Origin of the sequence: Fontibacillus forbon, from assembly GCF_046559655.1 — a bacterium.
GTDB lineage: Bacteria > Bacillota > Bacilli > Paenibacillales > Paenibacillaceae > Fontibacillus.
The window spans coordinates 342,547-360,070 of record NZ_JBKGFV010000003.1 but is presented as its reverse complement, the minus strand read 5'-3'; the positions used below and the strand labels follow the sequence as shown (position 1 = coordinate 360,070).

Annotated in this window: 13 protein-coding genes; 3 read left to right on the top strand and 10 right to left on the bottom strand. The window is 51.7% G+C overall.

Features of this window, described 5'->3' with window-relative positions:
* Positions 1-97 precede the first annotated feature (97 nt).
* Positions 98-1,357, top strand: a complete 1,260-nt coding sequence (locus ACLB09_RS13740) for an MFS transporter (RefSeq protein ID WP_410770400.1) — start codon at positions 98-100, stop codon at positions 1,355-1,357.
* A 128-nt stretch (positions 1,358-1,485) separates the two neighbouring features.
* On the top strand, positions 1,486-1,863 hold the full coding sequence (locus ACLB09_RS13735; protein WP_410770399.1) for a DUF5684 domain-containing protein: 378 nt from the start codon (positions 1,486-1,488) through the stop codon (positions 1,861-1,863).
* A 72-nt stretch (positions 1,864-1,935) separates the two neighbouring features.
* Here ACLB09_RS13735 and ACLB09_RS13730 read toward each other — a convergent pair whose 3' ends face one another.
* The 8 genes from ACLB09_RS13730 to rlmN all read right to left on the bottom strand — a co-directional run bounded on the left by ACLB09_RS13730 (position 1,936) and on the right by rlmN (position 14,122).
* The gene (locus ACLB09_RS13730) at positions 1,936-3,852 is read right to left on the bottom strand and encodes a beta-N-acetylhexosaminidase (protein ID WP_410770398.1); all 1,917 of its coding nucleotides are present in this window, start codon (positions 3,850-3,852) and stop codon (positions 1,936-1,938) included.
* Positions 3,853-4,513: 661 nt separating this feature from the next.
* Positions 4,514-6,835, bottom strand: coding sequence for an alpha-xylosidase (gene yicI / locus ACLB09_RS13725; protein WP_410770397.1), 2,322 nt, complete (start codon positions 6,833-6,835; stop codon positions 4,514-4,516).
* Positions 6,836-6,863: 28 nt separating this feature from the next.
* On the bottom strand, positions 6,864-7,844 hold the full coding sequence (locus ACLB09_RS13720; RefSeq protein ID WP_410770396.1) for a 2-hydroxyacid dehydrogenase: 981 nt from the start codon (positions 7,842-7,844) through the stop codon (positions 6,864-6,866).
* 40 nt (positions 7,845-7,884) lie between these two features.
* Complete coding sequence (locus ACLB09_RS13715; protein WP_211023132.1) at positions 7,885-8,718, bottom strand: carbohydrate ABC transporter permease; 834 nt, start codon at positions 8,716-8,718, stop codon at positions 7,885-7,887.
* Positions 8,719-9,648, bottom strand: a complete 930-nt coding sequence (locus ACLB09_RS13710) for a carbohydrate ABC transporter permease (RefSeq protein ID WP_410770395.1) — start codon at positions 9,646-9,648, stop codon at positions 8,719-8,721.
* Between the two features lie 92 nt (positions 9,649-9,740).
* Positions 9,741-10,997 carry a sugar ABC transporter substrate-binding protein gene (locus tag ACLB09_RS13705; RefSeq protein ID WP_410770394.1) on the bottom strand — a complete coding sequence of 419 codons (1,257 nt, stop codon included), beginning with the start codon at positions 10,995-10,997 and terminating at the stop codon, positions 9,741-9,743.
* 172 nt (positions 10,998-11,169) lie between these two features.
* Positions 11,170-12,204: a LacI family DNA-binding transcriptional regulator gene (locus ACLB09_RS13700; RefSeq protein ID WP_410770393.1), complete on the bottom strand. Its 1,035-nt coding sequence runs from the start codon at positions 12,202-12,204 to the stop codon at positions 11,170-11,172.
* An 844-nt stretch (positions 12,205-13,048) separates the two neighbouring features.
* Positions 13,049-14,122 (bottom strand): dual-specificity RNA methyltransferase RlmN, encoded by a 1,074-nt coding sequence (gene rlmN / locus ACLB09_RS13695; protein WP_410770392.1) that lies wholly within the window; start codon positions 14,120-14,122, stop codon positions 13,049-13,051.
* A 264-nt stretch (positions 14,123-14,386) separates the two neighbouring features.
* Between rlmN and ACLB09_RS13690 the strand changes: the two genes are divergently transcribed.
* Entirely contained in the window at positions 14,387-14,719 is a 333-nt protein-coding gene (locus tag ACLB09_RS13690; protein WP_410770770.1) for a heme oxygenase, read from the top strand.
* A gap of 87 nt (positions 14,720-14,806) precedes the next feature.
* Here ACLB09_RS13690 and ACLB09_RS13685 read toward each other — a convergent pair whose 3' ends face one another.
* Complete coding sequence (locus tag ACLB09_RS13685; RefSeq protein WP_410770391.1) at positions 14,807-15,550, bottom strand: Bax inhibitor-1/YccA family protein; 744 nt, start codon at positions 15,548-15,550, stop codon at positions 14,807-14,809.
* A gap of 55 nt (positions 15,551-15,605) precedes the next feature.
* Positions 15,606-16,862 (bottom strand): acyltransferase family protein, encoded by a 1,257-nt coding sequence (locus tag ACLB09_RS13680; protein ID WP_410770390.1) that lies wholly within the window; start codon positions 16,860-16,862, stop codon positions 15,606-15,608.
* Positions 16,863-17,524 lie beyond the last annotated feature (662 nt).

Sequence of the window (17,524 nt, the reverse complement as noted above, 5' to 3'; positions counted from 1 at the left end):
CCGCTTTCCTAAAGTTTGTGTTACGATTTTCCCTGTTCGGCACCGTGTAGGAACCCCGGACCCCGAACCGAAAATCAATCCGCTTCATGGAGGACACATGACAAATTCGCAGCCTGTTCAGGCAAAAACCAAACGCAGTATCCGAGTTCTTTTCCCGATGCTGACCGTATTTATCGGCTTCTTTATCTTCGGATTTTCCGAAAATGTAAAAGGTCCCGCCATTCCGCGCATCCAGACCGATTTTCATTTGGATGAGATGCAAATCGGAACCCTGCTGTCGCTGAATTCGCTCGGTTATTTGCTCGCCTGCTCTTTTACCGCTTTTCTCGTGCGAAAATGGGGCGTCAGATGGGTCAGCGTCCTCTCCTTCGGCCTCATGGCTTTTACGGGAGTATTGATGTTTTTCTCCAGCACGTATCCGGCTTTGTCCGGTTCCTATTTCCTTATGTACATCGGCAACGGCATGCTGGAAATCGCCCTCGCGGTGCTGGCGGCGCAGATTTTCGTAAAAAACATGGGAACCATGATGAATCTCGCCCATTTTTTCTACGGACTCAGCTCCATCGTCGCGCCCATGCTGGCCACCGGACTGATGACGCTAACCATCGGAGAACATACGCTGGATTGGAGAGGCATGTACTTGGTCATTTTGCTGCTATCGCTCATTCCTATGATCCCGGCCCTGCTGGGACGGTTTCCTGTTAAAAGCGTAGCCGAAGAAGACCGGATCCCGGTCAAATCCTTCATGCGCGACCCGGTAATCTGGCTGTTGGTGGCTATTCTCTCGTTCGGAGTCATCTCGGAAATGGCGGTCGGCGGCTGGCTGGTCAACTTCCTGGAAAAAGCTTACCGCTGGGACACCGGCACGGCGTCCGGAATGCTATCCGCATTCTTTCTCTGTTTCACCTTTGCCCGGCTTGTCGCAGGGCCCATTACGGATAAGATCGGATATACGCTTTCCCTGATTATATTTGCCGGATTTACCGGGATCTGCACCTTTGCGGCCATCCTGGCGGGGGAACCGGGCGCGGCCTTATTCGCCATTGCCGGCGTCGGCATCGCCCCCGTCTACCCGACCGTTATGGCCTTGATCGCCGACCGCTACCGCGGAAATAGCGATACCGCCATCAGCTTCATTGTCACGATGATAGGGGTAGGTAGCGTCCTCGGTAATTACTTAATCGGGGCAATCACCGGCGGCATCAAGCAGCTCTTTATAACGAGCCAAGGCCCGGAGATCGGATTGCTTCGGGGACTGCAGGCAGGCTATGCCTTTATCGGCTTTTGTGCCGTGATTTGCTCATTGGCCAGCCTGGTCTTGTACCTGTATTTGAAGAAGCGGAAGGAACTTCTCTAGAATCGGGCCTCGGTATCCGCAGAAAAATAAAGGTACCGGATAAAAGTTGTACTTGAAGAAAGGAGCTTTGTTATTTATATAGAATTGTATAAGGAACTTATTTTATCCATTTGAGGGAGGTTAATTGTATGTGGTTTGCATTTTTGCTCGTAATCGCGATGTATGTCTTGTTTGCGGGCGCCTATTTTTCGCTGGCGAAGAAGGCCGGACTGGACCATATTGCCTGGTTTGCTTTCGTTCCGATCCTGATGAACATCCTGCAGCTTCGACTGATCAAAGAAAGCGGCTGGTGGGTGCTTATGTACTGCGTGCCGGTCGCCAATATCGTATTCTCGATTATCTGGCAAGTCAAATTGTTGAACGCTTTCGGAAAGAACGGAGCCTATGTCCTGTTTAATATTTTTCTTCCTCCGGTATATGCCATTCAGTGGCTGGTATGGGGATACTCCAGTTCGACTACTTATCAGCTCAACAATCCATTCCCTCCGAACGGTTACGCAGCTTAATACATAATTTCCGATTATTCAATGAAAGAAGAAGACCGGGCCCGTTCACTGAACGGCCCGGTCTTTCGCTTCTCAAAAAGGGTTCAAAACATGAAAAAACACGTTCGGTGAAGCCATGCGGTAATAGTAGCTGCACCAGCCGGCTCCTTTGTGATTGAAGCGATTGACCGAGCTGTACACCAGCCGCTCCTGCTCCAGTTCCTCAATCACGCTAATACGCCCTTCCACGTAATCAAGCAGCCGGAGAGAAGCCGTATCCAGCCGGGTCAAGACCCCGCCGTAGCGGATGTCGAGCACCTCCCAGCCGAATGGTTTGAACATGCGCAGCCACTGACTCCGGTGCGCGGCCCGTAGCGCCTTTACGGCCTCGGCGATTGACGGCAGCACGTCCCCGGCGATCGCTCTCAGTGCCGCACAATCCCCCGCATCATAAGCCCGCTTCAGGTCGATACCGATCTCGCTTTTTATCTTCAACACCGCGCACAGCTTCTCCGGCACCTCAAAGATGTAATCCAGCTCCGCGTCCTTCGTGCGGCGGCTTTGGATGTCCTGCTCCAGCTTCGCATAGTGGGCGGACATCTCCAGCCCTTCGATCTGTTTATCGAAAAGGCCCAGCAGCACGTCCTGGTACAGCAGGAATTTCGAAGGATTGCTCTGCTTCCGGTTGTCCGGCTCCGCCCCCGGCGTCTCGTCCAGGTCCTTCAGCTTCAAGAACGTTTCCGCCTCAATCCCGGTGCAGAACTTAACGCGCTCGGCCACCTGTTCCCAAGCCGGTTTGCCCGCCGTGTAGGCGTATTCCGCATAAAACTGCAGACCCAACAACGCCCCGAACGGGCTGCTCTCCATTCCGTCATCGCCCCACATCGTCGCGTATACTTCCTTGATGCCTTCCCGTTTGCAAACCTGGAGGGCGGCATCGGTCGCATTCAGCGAAAGGCCGTAATTAACGCCGAACGTATTAAACACCCACACCGCGCCCGCAAAAACAAGGTTACAGCCGAGCGGGCGATGCTTGGCGATCAGCTTTTCATAATCCTCCTGCTCCTGATGGGCATAATCCCAGTACACCATGTCGACATCCTTCGGAATGCGACGGGCCATCTCCTCCGGAATCGGCGTGTCGGCGTCATAATGCTCGCTGCCGTCGGCGGAGGCGAATTTGAGGAACATATCGCTCCACATCATTGGCTTTAACCCGAGGTTTCGCGCGGCCTCAAGCACCCTTTCCAGATGACCCGTCATAATATCGAACCGGCTCCGGTAACCGTTCCGGTCCAAATATTTGCCCCGGCCCAGTTCCTCCGCCTCGTCCATCCCGATATGAATCTTGCGGCTCCGGAACGGGGCACTGACCGCCTCCAGCATGTTTCCGATCAGCGCCTCCACCGCTTCATCGCCAACCAGGAGGGCCCCCTTCGTATCTTTATATCCCGATACCGGCTCCCATTTAAGGAATTCCTCCAGATGCGCCAGTGTCTGAATGCTCGGAAACGCCTCGATGCCGAACTGATCCGCATAATCGTCGATCTCCCGCAGCTCGGCCGGCGAATAGCGTCCCCGCATATATCCGAAGTAAGGTTCGCCCTCGATCTCGTAAGTATCCTCCATATAGAGCATGACCGAATTCAACCCCATCAGGGCCATTTTTCGCAGCATGAATTTGAAGCTGTCCACCGTCAACACGCCGTTGCGGGACAGATCAAACATCGGCCCGATCGTATCGAACTGCTGCTCTTCCTTGATATGAAAAGCTCTCCCGTTCCGGCCATACTGCACGAGCAGTCCTAGACCGCGATAAAACTGATGCTTCCGCTCATAATGTATGTACGCTGCTCCGTCCTCCAGCCCGACTTCCAGCCCTCCGTCCGACAGCCCCACCTGCACCGGCTGCCCGTCTGCGGCTTCGATGAACGACAGCTCCTTCGCTAACTCCCCGATTCCGGGCAATAGTCCCGCCTCGGCAGCAATTCCGGTAAAATGCAGCTTCATTCGTTCTTCCTCCCTTTACGTAAAGCGTTTACAAAGATTGTACCTTCCCCCCGCCAATCTGGGTAGGGAAAAAATCCGCTTATCGGGGCGTAATTCTGTCTATTTCGGCCGTCTTCAGTCCGGCCTTCTTGCTTCTTCTTGCTTCTTCTTGCTTCTTCTTGCTTCTTCTTGCTTCTTCTTGCTACCTCTTGCTTCTGCTACTGCTCCTGCCTTATGCCTTATTCCCCCCGCTCCTCATTCCTAACTTACCACCACTTAAGTCGCTTAGAATGCCACTTACCTCGCGGCACAGTCACTTTTTTATCGTTCAATCTGCTTGGTGCTCAAAGTTACTCCTTCCGGGTTCAAAGTTACTTGAGACTGCGCAATTAACTGGAAAACCTCCAGTTAATTCAGACGATCCGTCTCTTCTGCAGCATTTAGCTGGAAAACCTCCAGTTAATTTCGCGAAATTGGCCTGATAGCTGCTAAAACCCTGAAAATAGATGGAGGTTTTCCAGTTAATCTAAGATTTTGGCCGTCTGGCCGAAAAATAGATGTAGGTTTTCCAGTTATTTTAGCTGCTGGAGCGACTTAATCCAAAAAGACAGGGTGCTTTTAACCTGCAAAGCAACCCTGTCTTTATTTACGCTATCCTATTCGCACCCTTAATCAGCCAAGCTTACAGCTCGATGCTCAGCTCACGGACGCCACGATCCGCGGCGATCGTCACGCCCATCGCTCCTTCCGAGGCCGTCCCGCCGTCGGCCGACGAAACTTGAGCGATGCCGCGCAGCACCAGCTTCCATGGCTTATCCGCTCCTTCGGCGGTGACCGTCAGCTTGCCTCCCTGACGGGCTACCTTCACTTCCAATTCATGCTCGCCTTTGGCGTTGCATACGGAAGCGGATGCCGCCTGTCCGTCGCCGAGCTCGAACAGATGCAAGGCCACGCCGTCGGCGTAATCGTAGTCCGGCCGCAGATCGTTCGCGCCCACCGCGATCAGGCTGCCCGGGCGGACCATCAGCGGCAGGCTGAAGTAATCATGGCGCTCCTGTACCCAGCGGCCGCCTTCTGCGACTTCACCGCTCAAGAAGTTGGCCCACCGGCCTTCCGGCAAATAATACTTGGCCGTGCCTTCGTCGTTGAAGATCGGAGCGACGAGAAGCGAGTCGCCCAGCATGTACTGGCGGTCCAGCGTTTCGCAGGCTGCGTCGCCCGGAAACTCCAGGACCATGGCGCGCATGACCGGCACGCCCGTCCGGGTCGCCTCCACGCTGGTGCCGTACAGATACGGCATCAGCGTGGATTTCAGCTTCGTGAAGTGGCGCAGCACGTCGCTCGCTTCATCGTCGAATAGCCATGGCACCCGGTAGGACTGGCTGCCGTGCAGGCGGCTGTGCGAGGACAGCAGGCCGAAGGCGGACCAGCGCTTGTACAGGTCCGGGGTGGCCGTGCTCTCGAAGCCGCCGATGTCGTGGCTCCAGAAGCTGAAGCCCGACAGACCTAGCGACAGACCGCCGCGCAGCGTTTCGGCCATCGAGTTGTAAGTGGCCGAGCAATCGCCGCCCCAATGGACCGGGTACTGCTGGCCTCCCGCCGTCGCCGAGCGGGCGAATACCATCGCTTCATTTTTCCCCTTCGTCTCTTCCAGCACTTCAAACACCGCTTTGTTGTACAAATGCGTGTAATAGTTGTGCATCTTGACCGGGTCCGAGCCGTCGAAATAAACCACGTCCGTCGGAATGCGCTCTCCGAAATCGGTCTTGAAGCAATCGACGCCCATATCGATGAGCGCTCTCAGCTTGTCCTGATACCAGCGCACCGCCGCCGGATTCGTAAAGTCGACAAGGCCCATGCCGCCCTGCCAGCGGTCCCATTGCCAGACGTCGCCGTCCTTCGTTTTCACCAGGTAGCCGTTTTCCTTGCCTTCATCGAACAAGTACGACTGCTGCGCGATGTAGGAGTTGATCCAAACGGAGATGTTCAGGCCCTTGCTTTTCAAGCGGTTCAACATTTCTTGAGGATCCGGGAATACATCCTTGTCCCACTGAAAATCGCACCAATGGAACTCTTTCATCCAGAAGCAGTCGAAGTGGAACACGTGCAGCGGAATGTCGCGCTCGATCATGCCGTCGATGAAGCTGTTTACCGTGCCCTCGTCATAGCTGGTCGTAAACGAGGTCGTCAGCCAAAGGCCATAGGACCAGGCCGGCGGCAGCGCCGGTTTTCCGGTCAGCTTGGTATAGTTGTTCAGCACTTCCTTCAGGTTGGAACCGCCGATGATATAATATTTTAACGTTTCGCCAGGTACGCTGAACTGCACCTTGGACACGACTTCCGAAGCTACTTCATAGGAGACGCGCTCCGGATGGTCGACGAATACGCCATAGCCATAGTTGGAGAGATAGAACGGTACGTTCTTGTAAGCCTGCTCGCTGCACGTTCCGCCGTCTTCGTTCCACAGATCGACGACCTGCCCGTTTTTTACGAACGGCGTAAACCGTTCGCCGAGCCCGTAAATATATTCGCCTACACCCAAATCCAGCTGTTCCCGGATGTAGGTGGATTGATCGGGCATTTTCATATGTCCCGGGCTTTTGTAGCCGCTGCCCGTCAACCGCTTGCCGTCGTAAATGAAATGCGTGCTCCAGCCTTCGTTTTTGTTGACTTGAACACTGAGCCTTCCGCTGGTCAGAGTAGCGATCTCCTCACCGTTTTCGACCGATACCTGTGCCCCTTCGTCGACATGCTTCTCGAATACCGGCCCTTTCGGCAGCTTGCCGCTGTGATGGACCAGTTCCACCGCGATAACGTCCGGCATGGGGGAAGTGTAGTTGACGGTCAGGATCGCGGTATTCAGCGTATCGCCCCGCGTGATGATTTTTTTGCAGGAAGCCAGTACCGTCAGTTGCTCCGGCGACGTACGGACGCTCCGAACCTCCACCGGATAGTTGAGCGTGACTCCCGGTCTTACGTGCCAATACCCATCAGTAAATTTCATCCCTGTTCCTCCACCTGTCTATATATATTTATAAAAAATACTGCCTAAGCTCCGGCACGATATCGAGCGGCGATTGGCCGGTCAACGCGTTCACCAGATTTTTGGCCGCGGACATCGCCATATTGATCCGGGTTTCGGCCGTGGCCGACCCGATATGCGGCAGGGTCACCACATTGTCCATCCGAAGGAGCGGATGACCCGGCGACACCGGCTCCTGCTCATAGACATCCAGACCTGCGCCTGCGATCCATTTTTCCTCCAACGCTTTAGCGAGCGCTTCTTCCCGAACCGTTTCCCCACGGGATACATTAATAAAGATGGCATTTCGCTTCATGAGCCTGAACAGCGCCTCGTCCATCAAATGCCGGGTTTCCGGCGTCAACGGGGTCAATAAAAGCACGAAGTCCGATGTACCTAGCAATTCCTCCAGCCCGCAGTAGGTCAAGCCAAGCCGCTCCTCGGCTTCCGGCTTGCGCCGACGGTTGTAATAAGCCACATCCATCTCAAAACCGAGGCTCGCCCGGCGGGCTACCGCCTCGCCGATCCGGCCCATGCCGATGATACCGAGCCGTTTGTGATGCACGTCCAGCCCGTACAGTTCCGCGTCCATGCCTTTTTTCCATTGTCCTGCTTTCACCAAGCGGTCGAGCTCGGTCACTCTGCGAGCGGACGACAGGATTAACGCCATCGCAAGGTCGGCTACCGTATCATCCAAAACATAAGGAGTATGGGTGGCCACGATTCCCCGCTCTTTTAAAGCCTGTAAATCCAGGTTGTTGTATCCCGCCGACAAATTGGCGACTACTCTTAGCTTCGAGCCTGCGGCGAGCACCTTTTCATCAATTGGCGTTCCCGTCACCAGCAGCCCCTCGGCATCTCCGACTTCCTCCGCCAGCTTGGCGCCGGTAATGTCTCCCGGACCTTGCCAATAACGGCACTCGCAATGTTGTTCCAGGAACTCCGCCGCTTGCTCAGGCAAATCCCGCGCAATATATACCAAAGGCTTCATGCTCTCTCCCCTTTCATAGGCAGGCGGTGCAATTCCACCTTTAATCCTTCATGGCCCCGGCCGTAACCCCGCCGACCACGTATTTTTGCATGGATACAAAGATGATGATGATCGGCAAAGCCGCCAGCGTAGCCACTGCCATCAGGTTGTTCCATTCGGTGCCGTACTGCCCGATAAAGCGGTACAACCCGAGCGTCAGCGGGCGAACTTCGTTGCTGGAGGTCAGCGTCAGGGCGAAAATAAAATCTCCCCAGCCGAACAGGAAGCAGAAGGCCCCGACCGTCATCAGGCCCGGTTTTACCAGCGGCAGGATGATTTTGGTGAAGGAGGTGAACTTGTTGCAGCCGTCGATTTTCGCCGCTTCCTCCAAGCCGCCCGGCAAAGCCAGGAAAAACGGACGGAGCGTAATGATGGCAAACGGCAGCGAGTGGATCAGGTCCGCGAAGATCAGTCCGGCAAAATTGTCGATCAGCTGGACCTTGGAAAACATGATATACAGCGGCATCGCCATCATAATTCCCGGCAGCATCTGAATCGACAGCACCGAAATCATAATCAGCGCTTTCCCCTTGATAGAGAGCCGTGCCAAAGCGTAGGCTGCCGGAACCGACAGGAGCAGCGACAGAATCATGGTTCCCGCGGCGATAATAAAGCTGTTTCCGATATAGCCGATCATGTCCTGGTTGCGGACAAAGTTGTTGATATACGATTCGAACGTAGCCGCGACCGGCAAAATATGAGGCGGATTGTGATAAAGCTCCGTAACCGGCGTAACCGAGGTTTTAACCATCCAATACACCGGGAAAAGAAAGACGATCATAATCAGAATGCCGATCAAGGTTCCACCGGCGGAACGCCATTTTGTCTTAGTCATTTAGTGGACCTCCTCTTTGCTGGACATTCTCAGGTACACGATGGAAATAACGATCAGGATCAAGAACATGATCATCGACACCGAAGCGCCCTGGCTGAATTCAAGCGTCGTGAAGGACATCTGATACGCGTAAATCGGCAGCACGGTCGAAGATGTCACCGGTCCGCCCGAGGTCATGATGAAAATCAGGTCGAACACTTTGAACGTGTTGATAATGCCCAGAATCAGCAGAACGAGAATCGTCGGGCGCATCAGCGGGAGGGTAATATGCCGGAATTGTACCAGCCGGTTAGCCCCGTCCAGCTTGGCCGCTTCGTACAGGTGATCGGGCAAGCCTTGCAGGCCGGATAACAGAATGATCATGTTGAACGGAATCCCGATCCAGATGTTCGCTACAACCGTACCCAGCAAAGCGGTGCTTCCTTCACTCAACCAGTTTACGGGCTGATCGATGATCCCTAACGTTTGCAGAAAATAATTGATGACCCCGAAATCCCCGGACATCATCCACTGAAACACGGTGCCGCTAATCACCACCGGCAGCATCCAGGCCAGCAGCATTAAGGAACGGAACAAATTGCGTCCCGGAAATTTCAAATTAAAGAACAGTGCGAGCGCAAAGCCGATCGTAAATTGAAAGAACAAGCTCAACACCGTAAATACTACGGAGTTTTGCAATGCTGTATAGAATACGGGATCTTTCAAGGATTTAATGTAATTGGAGAAACCGATAAAATCGTGTTTTCCGCTCAAGTTGTACACATTGACGTTTTGAAAGCTCATAATCAGGTTGTAAATTAACGGAAACCCAATGAAGACAACCATAAACACTAGTGCCGGCAATACAAACAAATAACTGTTCCACGATGAAAACCATTTCGCTTTACGGGACAGCGTATAACTCCCGCTTGCTCCTGACTTGTGGGACATAACCTCTCCCCCTATTTCTGTTGGTATGAGGGATACGCAGGGATAAGATTCCATCTCTATCCCGCGTATCCCGCGGAACTATTCAAATGCTGTTATTTTTTCAGGAGCGGCTCAATTTTGTCGCCGGCTTCTTTCACCGCTTGCTCCGGCGTCTTGCTTCCGGTAATAACTTGTTGAATCATGATTTGAATCGCCTCGGACATTTTCGGATATTCCGGTCCGTAGGCTCTCGCTTTGGCGACTTCCATCGCATCGGCAAACACTTTCAGATCTTTGTCATCCTGCCAGAACGGGTCCTGCAGCAGGTCGGAACGGCTTGGGAGACGCCCGGCCGCCTGATCAAACGCTTTCAAACGTTCAGGCTCATTGGCGAATTTGATAATATCGAATGCGATATCCTTGTTTTTGGATGCGTTCGTAATCGCCCAGTTTTCCCCGCCAAGAATGGTGCCGCCTTGCTTGTTCTCCGGCAATTGGACAACGCCCCAGTTTACTTTGCCTTCTTTTTTCAGGAGCGGAATCTGCCAGGTACCGTTGATCATCATTGCCACTTTGCCTGTAGAGAACTGCACTACGGTATCGGATTGTTTCTGGTTGATGACTTCCTTGGACATATAGCCGTTCTTCACCATATCCTGGAGCAGCGTAGCCGCCTCGATCGTACCCTCGCTGTTGAAGTTCGTAATATCGGAACCGGATTGGTACATCAGAGGAAGGAACTGAAAAGTGCCTTCTTCGGTTTTCACCGCGGTCATCGAAAAGCCGTACACATCATTCGTAGTCAGTTGTTTGGCGGCTTCTTTCAGTTCTTCCCAGTTCGTTGGAGGCGTCAAGCCTTTGGCTTCAAACATATCTTTGTTGTAATAAAGCGCCAAGTTGTTGCTTCCGATCGGTACGCCATAGTTCTTGCCTTCATACATAGTCGAGGACCAAGGACCTTCGTAATATTTATCCGCTTGTCCCCATTCCTTGATCGGTTCGGTCAAGTCCGCCAGAATGCCCGCAGCGGCAAAAGCCTGATGATCGGGGTTGTCCAGCCAGACGATGTCCGGCATTTGATTGCCGACCGATCCGAGCAGCAATTTGTTTTTTATATCCGCAAAAGAAATATACGTGCGTTCGATTTTTACGTTCGGGTGAGCAGCCTCGTAATCGGCGATGATCTCTTTCAATGCGCCTTGGGTGGCTTCACTGGTCATCGAATCCCACCATTGAATGACAACCTTGTCTCCATCTTTGCCGGAATTGCCCGAATTGCCGGAACCCGACTCCGTTTTTGGAGCACATGCCGATAACAATACAACCAATGCCACCATTGCCATCATGAGAGCCCTTACATTTTTGAACATGACCTTTCCCCCTACTGAGTTGTTTATTTGCATGCACTGCCGTTTTGTCCTGATGCCTGTAAAAAACGGTAGGCAGTTATGCCGACATCAAATCCACTCATCTTACCAATCATAAAATGATGTACGTACATCATTTTTGGGATAAAAAACAGCGTTATTACGAATTAGCCGTTTAGATGTAATAACGCGCGTTTTCCCTGGTCACCAGTTCCAGCTTGGTGATGTTTTCTTTCAACCCGACCTTGTCGCCGGTAACGAGATGGTCAAACATCGACTTGACCGTCAGATACCCTTGATTCACCGGGTCCTGGCAGATCGTCGCGGTGACGATCCCTTTCTTCATATATTGATAGGTTTCTTCCGTCATATCGTGACCGATCAGGACCGGACGATTCTCCGGCTTGAGCTCCTCCAAGTGTTTGGCGACGACGTCGAGCCGGGCGCTGGACACGTAAATACCGTCCACTTGCCGGAAATAATCGGCAAAAGCCTCGGGAGATTCATAATCCTCCTGGCTTAACTTGAGCGGGCCGATCATTTCAATCTGATCGTATTCCGCAACCACCTCGCGGAACCCCGTCACCTTCTGCTGCATCTGAAAATTGGTGTAGGACATCACGAGGCCGACCCTGGTCTTGCCTCCGAGAAACTTGCACAACGCATCCGCCGCAAGGCGGCCGGCAATCCGGTAGTCGCAACCTACATAGAACAATCTCTTGCTGAGCGGCGAGTCGCTGTTGAAGGTACAGAAGGTAATGCCTTGATCCACGCCGCGGTCGATCAGATCGGCCATTTCCTGCGGATCGTTCGGCGATAGCGCAATCGCGTCAAACTTCCCCGAGTCGATCAACTGCTGCACGATCTTCTTTTGGAGATCCAGATCGTATTTCTCGGAGCGGATGATACTGACGTTGAGACCGTAGTCGCGGAATTCATCGATTGCGATCTGAACGCCTTTCTCAACCTGCTTCCAGAAATATTCCGGAAGTTCCGGGAACACAATCGCCATGGAGTAATCATTCATCCGCGACAAGAAGCTCGCCGATTTGTTGGGCATATAGTTCAATTCTTTGATCTTTTCCATGACCTTCTCGTAGGTTTGCCGCTTCACGTTTCCCCGGTTGTTCAATACCCGGTCCAGCGTGGCGACGGAAACCCCGATTTGCTTGGCCAATTCTTTAATCGTCAATCGTCTCTCTTGTTCCATACTCTATCCTCTGCCATTCTATTTTTCTTGGCTATTAAGAGATTGCTCGCGGGCCGCTCTCCGTGCACGAAGTGAAGTCCCGGCTCGCCTAACACCTCTTTGATGGTTTTATAATAACAACCCGAAACGGAAGTGTCAACGCTTTCATGATTGAATTTTAGATATTTTTGATGTACGTACATCATTTCACATTCCAGATGGATTGTTGAGCCTAATTTTGCCCTGTCTAATGCCCCTACACCTAGTAGACGAAGATGATAGAACGCCCATGTAACCCATGCCTGTTCCCGCTCTTAGGCCATCCTCTATCCTTCTACCTCTCGGGTGCTAGAAGCTCTAGTTGCATAGTTACCTCAACGACAAAGTTGCTATATACTCATTCAGTTGCCGGATCCTCAAAGTTACTCCTGCTGGTGTACAAGTTACTCTTGCCGGTATTCTATAGTTACTCTTGCCGATATTCTAGTTATTTACGTTTCAACGATACAGTTACAATATCAACTCGTTCAATCTGTTGAGTGCTCTAAAGTTACTCCTGCTGGTGTACAAGTTACTTGAACAGCGTAATTAACTGTATAACCTCCAGTTAATTTAGCCAATCCGGCTCATTTGCACTATTTAGCTGGAAAAACTACAGTTAATTTCGCGAAATCGAGACGATTTATGCTATAACCCGGGAATTAGATGGAGGTTTTCCAGTTAATTATCACGCATCCCCGCAAATCCCAAAAATTAACTGTAGGTTTTACAGTTAATTGAACTCCCACCAGCCTCAAATAGAGCCCGGCCACAAAAAACTGCCTCGGAAACGTTCATTTCCGAGGCAGCCTGGGTGCTATTGCGATTACGATGGCGTTTTCTCCATCCGTTTGATTTGCTTGCTTCTGAGTTGGCCGCAAGCGGCGTCAATGTCGGTTCCGTGCTCCAGCCGGACGCTGACGCTGACGTTTTGTTTTTTGAGCGTATCGTAGAATGCCAGCACGGCCTCCTGATCGCTCCGTTGGTATTGACTGTGTTCGTCGACGGGATTGTACGGAATCAGGTTCACATTCACGTACGGTCTCCGGTCTCCGATTAACTCGGAAAGCTCCAGCGCATGCTCCCGCTGGTCATTGACTTCCCGCAGCAAAATATACTCCAGCGTGATCCGCTGGTTCGTCTTGTCCAGATAGTAGTCGATGGCCTCCATCAACTTCTCAATCGGAATGCCGCGGTTAATCATCATAATCCGCGTGCGCAGCTCATCATTCGGCGCGTGCAGCGATACGGCCAGATTGACACGGAGATTGAGATCCGCGAATTCCCGGATCTTGTCGGCCAGTCCGCTGGTCGATACGGTGATATGCCTTGGCCCGATCGCAAGCCCCTTCGCATCCATGACGGTCCGCAAGAAGCTTATCAGATGCGTGAAATTGTCAAACGGCTCGCCGATGCCCATAACCACGATATGGCTGACCAAATCTCCTTGACCAGCCTCGTCCAGGAAAAGTTGGACTTTCATAATCTGCTCCGTAATTTCTCCGGACGTCAAATCCCGGCTCTTCTTTAGCAGTCCGCTGGCGCAGAAGCTGCAGCCGATATTGCAGCCCACCTGCGTCGTCACGCAAACCGACAAGCCAAACTTATGCCGCATCAATACGGTCTCGATCAGATTGCCGTCTTCCAGCTTAAACAAAAACTTAACGGTACCGTCAGCCGATTCCTGCTTCGTATGCACCGCCAGCGTTTGTATGGAAAAATGCTCCTCCAGCAAAGCCGCAACCTCCGGCTTCACTTCGCTCATGGCTCCAAATTCGGTTACCCGCTGGCGGTACAAGCCGTCCCACACCTGCAAGGCGCGCGATTTCTTGTGGCCGTGGTCATCCAGCCAAGCTCCAAGCTGATCTAAGGTCAATCCATAAATGGATGGTTTATTCATGTTCCTGCCTCTTTCTTTTGAAAAACTATAAAAAGTAAATTGCATACTGCCCTTAAATTCAACCAATCTGCTCTATTGTCCCAAATTTTTAATATGAACACAAGCAAGTAATGGATACCATATTATGCTCATCGGCGTGAACCGAACCGACCGGCAAACTTTTATTCCCTCCGCAAAAGCACTATACTAGTCATGAATCAGGATATAGGCCGTTCAAGCCGATATTAAGGCATATTAACGCCCCATTGAAAGGAGTTGTTCATGATGATCGTAGTAACCAACCGGATCAAGGTCAAAAAAGGAATGGCTGCAGCCATGGCTCCCCGCTTTACCGCGCCGGGCCCGTTAGACTCGTCAAAAGGCATCATTAAAGTGGAGGTACTGCTCACCCAGAACCTGAGCGATTACGATGAACTGAACGTCAACACCTACTGGGAATCGATGGAGGACTTTAGCTCGTGGAAAAACAGCGATGCTTTCAAGGCCGCACACCAGCGTCCCGAATCCGGTTCACCGGAGGAAGCGAAGAAGGAATCCCCGATTCTGGGCAGCGAGATCATAACTTACGAAGTGGCTTCGGTAAAAGAAATACGCTAAGACAGATACAAAAAGGCTGGCGGGAAGTTTCATTCCCGTCAGCCTTTACTTGTTGTTCCCTTGCGGTTGCAGGGTACGGTTACCGGATCAGTCGCGGCTTGCGATTTTGGCAAGCAACCGGACCATTTCCAGGTACAGCCATACCAGCGTAACCATCAGCCCGAACGCGCCATACCATTCCATGTATTTCGGGGCGCCCTGTTCAGCTCCGCTCTCGATGAAGTCGAAATCGAGCACCAGGTTCAGCGCAGCCACGATGACGATCACGACCGAAATACCTATGCCGATCAGCGAACTGTCATGCAGGTACGGCATGCGAATGCCGAACAATCCTAAAATAAAGCTCAGCAAGTAAACGAGCGCAATGCCCCCGGTGGCGGCAATGACGCCAAGCTTGAAATTCTCCGTAGCTTTAATCAGTCTCGTCTTGTATGCGATCAGCAAAGCCAGGAATACGCCCATCGTCAATAAGGCGGCTTGCAGGGTGATGCCATTCAGAAGCGATTCATATTGCGCGGAAATAGCCCCCAGGAACATCCCTTCCGCAATGGCGTAAATCGGAACCAGATAAGGCGCGGCTTTAGGCGAAAAGCTGACAACCAGGGCCAGGATAAAGCCGATGATCGCGCCTCCGATCGCCATAGGAATTACATTGTACCCGTCAAAATAAAGCATCCAAGTGCCGAACGCGCTGCCCAAAAGGATTACCAGCGTAATAAACGCTTTGTTTACGGTTCCTTCGATGGTCATTGCATTCATGCCGGAGGAATATTGCTCCGGTCTTTCAAAAGTAGTGTCTTTCAATGTAGGATTACCACTGCGTCCAATCAAGAAATTACCACCTCATTCATGAATTTCTTTCATAATATCATATTTCGTCCAAGAATTATGCAGCTTTTTTAGCCCCGTGCTTTGGTACCCCTCGTGAACCCTTATACCGATGAGAACGGTCCAAAATCGGCTTCTCCAGGAGAAAATACGATAATGAAGCGATCGCGTAAGAAACTGCAAGGACGCCAAGCGAAAGCCAAATCCAGCGGTCCAGCTCCATGATGCCCCCAAAGTGAAAATCCTTGATCCAATACTTGACCGCTAGCGTCATTAACAGGTTATGCCAAATATATAGCCCGAATGACACCTTGGCCGTATACCGGAAAAAAGGATTGTCCATACCTATGCCGACCCAGCGGGAGAACGGAACCGTCATGAGGAAGCAGCCGATGAGGATCGTGAAGAACGGAAAGAAGAAAGGTTGGTGCTGGATGCTCAAGCTGAATTCCGGTTTATGCCGGGATATCCAGAGAAAGAGCGCGGCGGTAATCAGAGCGACTGCGCTCAACACATCGAAAAGCCCCGTGGCACGAAGCTTTGCTGTACGCTCGGCCTTCTGAAAACGGCAAACCAGACCGGACGCCATGATTCCGATTGAAAAATGGCCGAAGAACCCGACCGGATTGTAATTGGGCATCCAGAATTTCGCACCGCCGATGAGCCCGTAATCCCAACCTCGCAATTCCTCACCCGGCGTGAAAAACCGGTGAATCAACTGGTTGGCCGCAACAATCACAACCAGCACGCCGACCCAGTAAAGCATCGCTGCCGGAAATGATCTCTTTTTGCCAAACAGTTTAAACAGACCATACATAAAGAGCGGCATAAGAATATAACTGAAGACTTCAAAGCTGATCGACCAGAACGGTCCGTTGATTTCCGAAGGGAAGAAGGTGGTGTAGTGGAATCCAGAGGTGAAGGTCAAGCCGGTTAAGGAGCGAAGCCAAAAATGCTGTGAATCAATGTTTAAGGTTAGCACCAGAATCATGCAGAGGATAAAAGCGAAGTAATAACCCGGCATGATCCTTGCCGCTCTGCGGACGACGTACTGTTTGATGCTGGGATATTCCGCGTCGTTAAGGTAGCGCTTCCAAAAAGGATAGGCCAGCAAATACCCGCTAAGCACGAAAAAGATGCTGACGCCTACATTGCCCAGAATCAGGAATGATTGCAGCTCCTGAACCGAAGGCTTTTGCAGGTATACTGCCATTGTTTGTGCAAGATGATGAAAAATAACGCCCAAACACGCCAAGGCCCGGAGCCCGTCGGCACCGGACAAATGGTTCGGCTGTTCTCTCAATGAGTTTTTCAACGTGAATCCTCCTTTTAGTTATCTGACTTTTCTATGTAGTACTGTCTTCTGTCTTGCAACCTGTCGGCGGAACATCTGCACGCCTGAGTTTCTTCGCCAGCAGACAGATGTTGTCGATAATTCACCTCCGTTGAACATCGCGAATAAAACGGTTTTACGGTCTTCCCGTACTATATCAGTATGTATATTCCATCCGAGCGCAGCATTCAAGATAAACCGCAGTCCGACCATTCTCCCTGTTTCTTCCTATCCTACCACAGGTGGTTTACTTCGGAAGAGAGTAAGTTCTTCTTTTCGGAAGTGTAATTTCTTACTTTCGATGAGTATGAACACCGATATGGATAGCCCAATTAACTGGAAAACCTACAGGTAATTCGCTCATTTGAGGCGGGGCGCAACAAATAGATGGAAAACCTACAGGTAATTCGGCCGAAAGGCGGGGATTAGCTGAATTCGGGTTAAAATAACTGGAGGTTTTACAGTTAATTCTTTCCCGTAACTAGTATGCGTAAAATTAACTGGAGGTTTTACAGTTATTTTTAAAAATTTACTATTAACACCAAATCCAATATAGTCACCACGCATAATTTAGCATATACTGGGTCTAGAAGAGACGAAGAACGTCCCGTATCACTCGGAAGAGTGAGGCGGGGCGTTTTTAT

Coding starts and splice junctions, on each gene's coding strand:
- ACLB09_RS13740 (WP_410770400.1), top strand. CDS start 98: ATGACAAATTCGCAGCCTGTTCAGGCAAAAACCAAACGCAGTATCCGA.
- ACLB09_RS13735 (WP_410770399.1), top strand. CDS start 1,486: ATGTGGTTTGCATTTTTGCTCGTAATCGCGATGTATGTCTTGTTTGCG.
- ACLB09_RS13730 (WP_410770398.1), bottom strand. CDS start 3,852: ATGAAGCTGCATTTTACCGGAATTGCTGCCGAGGCGGGACTATTGCCC.
- yicI (WP_410770397.1), bottom strand. CDS start 6,835: ATGAAATTTACTGATGGGTATTGGCACGTAAGACCGGGAGTCACGCTC.
- ACLB09_RS13720 (WP_410770396.1), bottom strand. CDS start 7,844: ATGAAGCCTTTGGTATATATTGCGCGGGATTTGCCTGAGCAAGCGGCG.
- ACLB09_RS13715 (WP_211023132.1), bottom strand. CDS start 8,718: ATGACTAAGACAAAATGGCGTTCCGCCGGTGGAACCTTGATCGGCATT.
- ACLB09_RS13710 (WP_410770395.1), bottom strand. CDS start 9,648: ATGTCCCACAAGTCAGGAGCAAGCGGGAGTTATACGCTGTCCCGTAAA.
- ACLB09_RS13705 (WP_410770394.1), bottom strand. CDS start 10,997: ATGTTCAAAAATGTAAGGGCTCTCATGATGGCAATGGTGGCATTGGTT.
- ACLB09_RS13700 (WP_410770393.1), bottom strand. CDS start 12,204: ATGGAACAAGAGAGACGATTGACGATTAAAGAATTGGCCAAGCAAATC.
- rlmN (WP_410770392.1), bottom strand. CDS start 14,122: ATGAATAAACCATCCATTTATGGATTGACCTTAGATCAGCTTGGAGCT.
- ACLB09_RS13690 (WP_410770770.1), top strand. CDS start 14,387: ATGATCGTAGTAACCAACCGGATCAAGGTCAAAAAAGGAATGGCTGCA.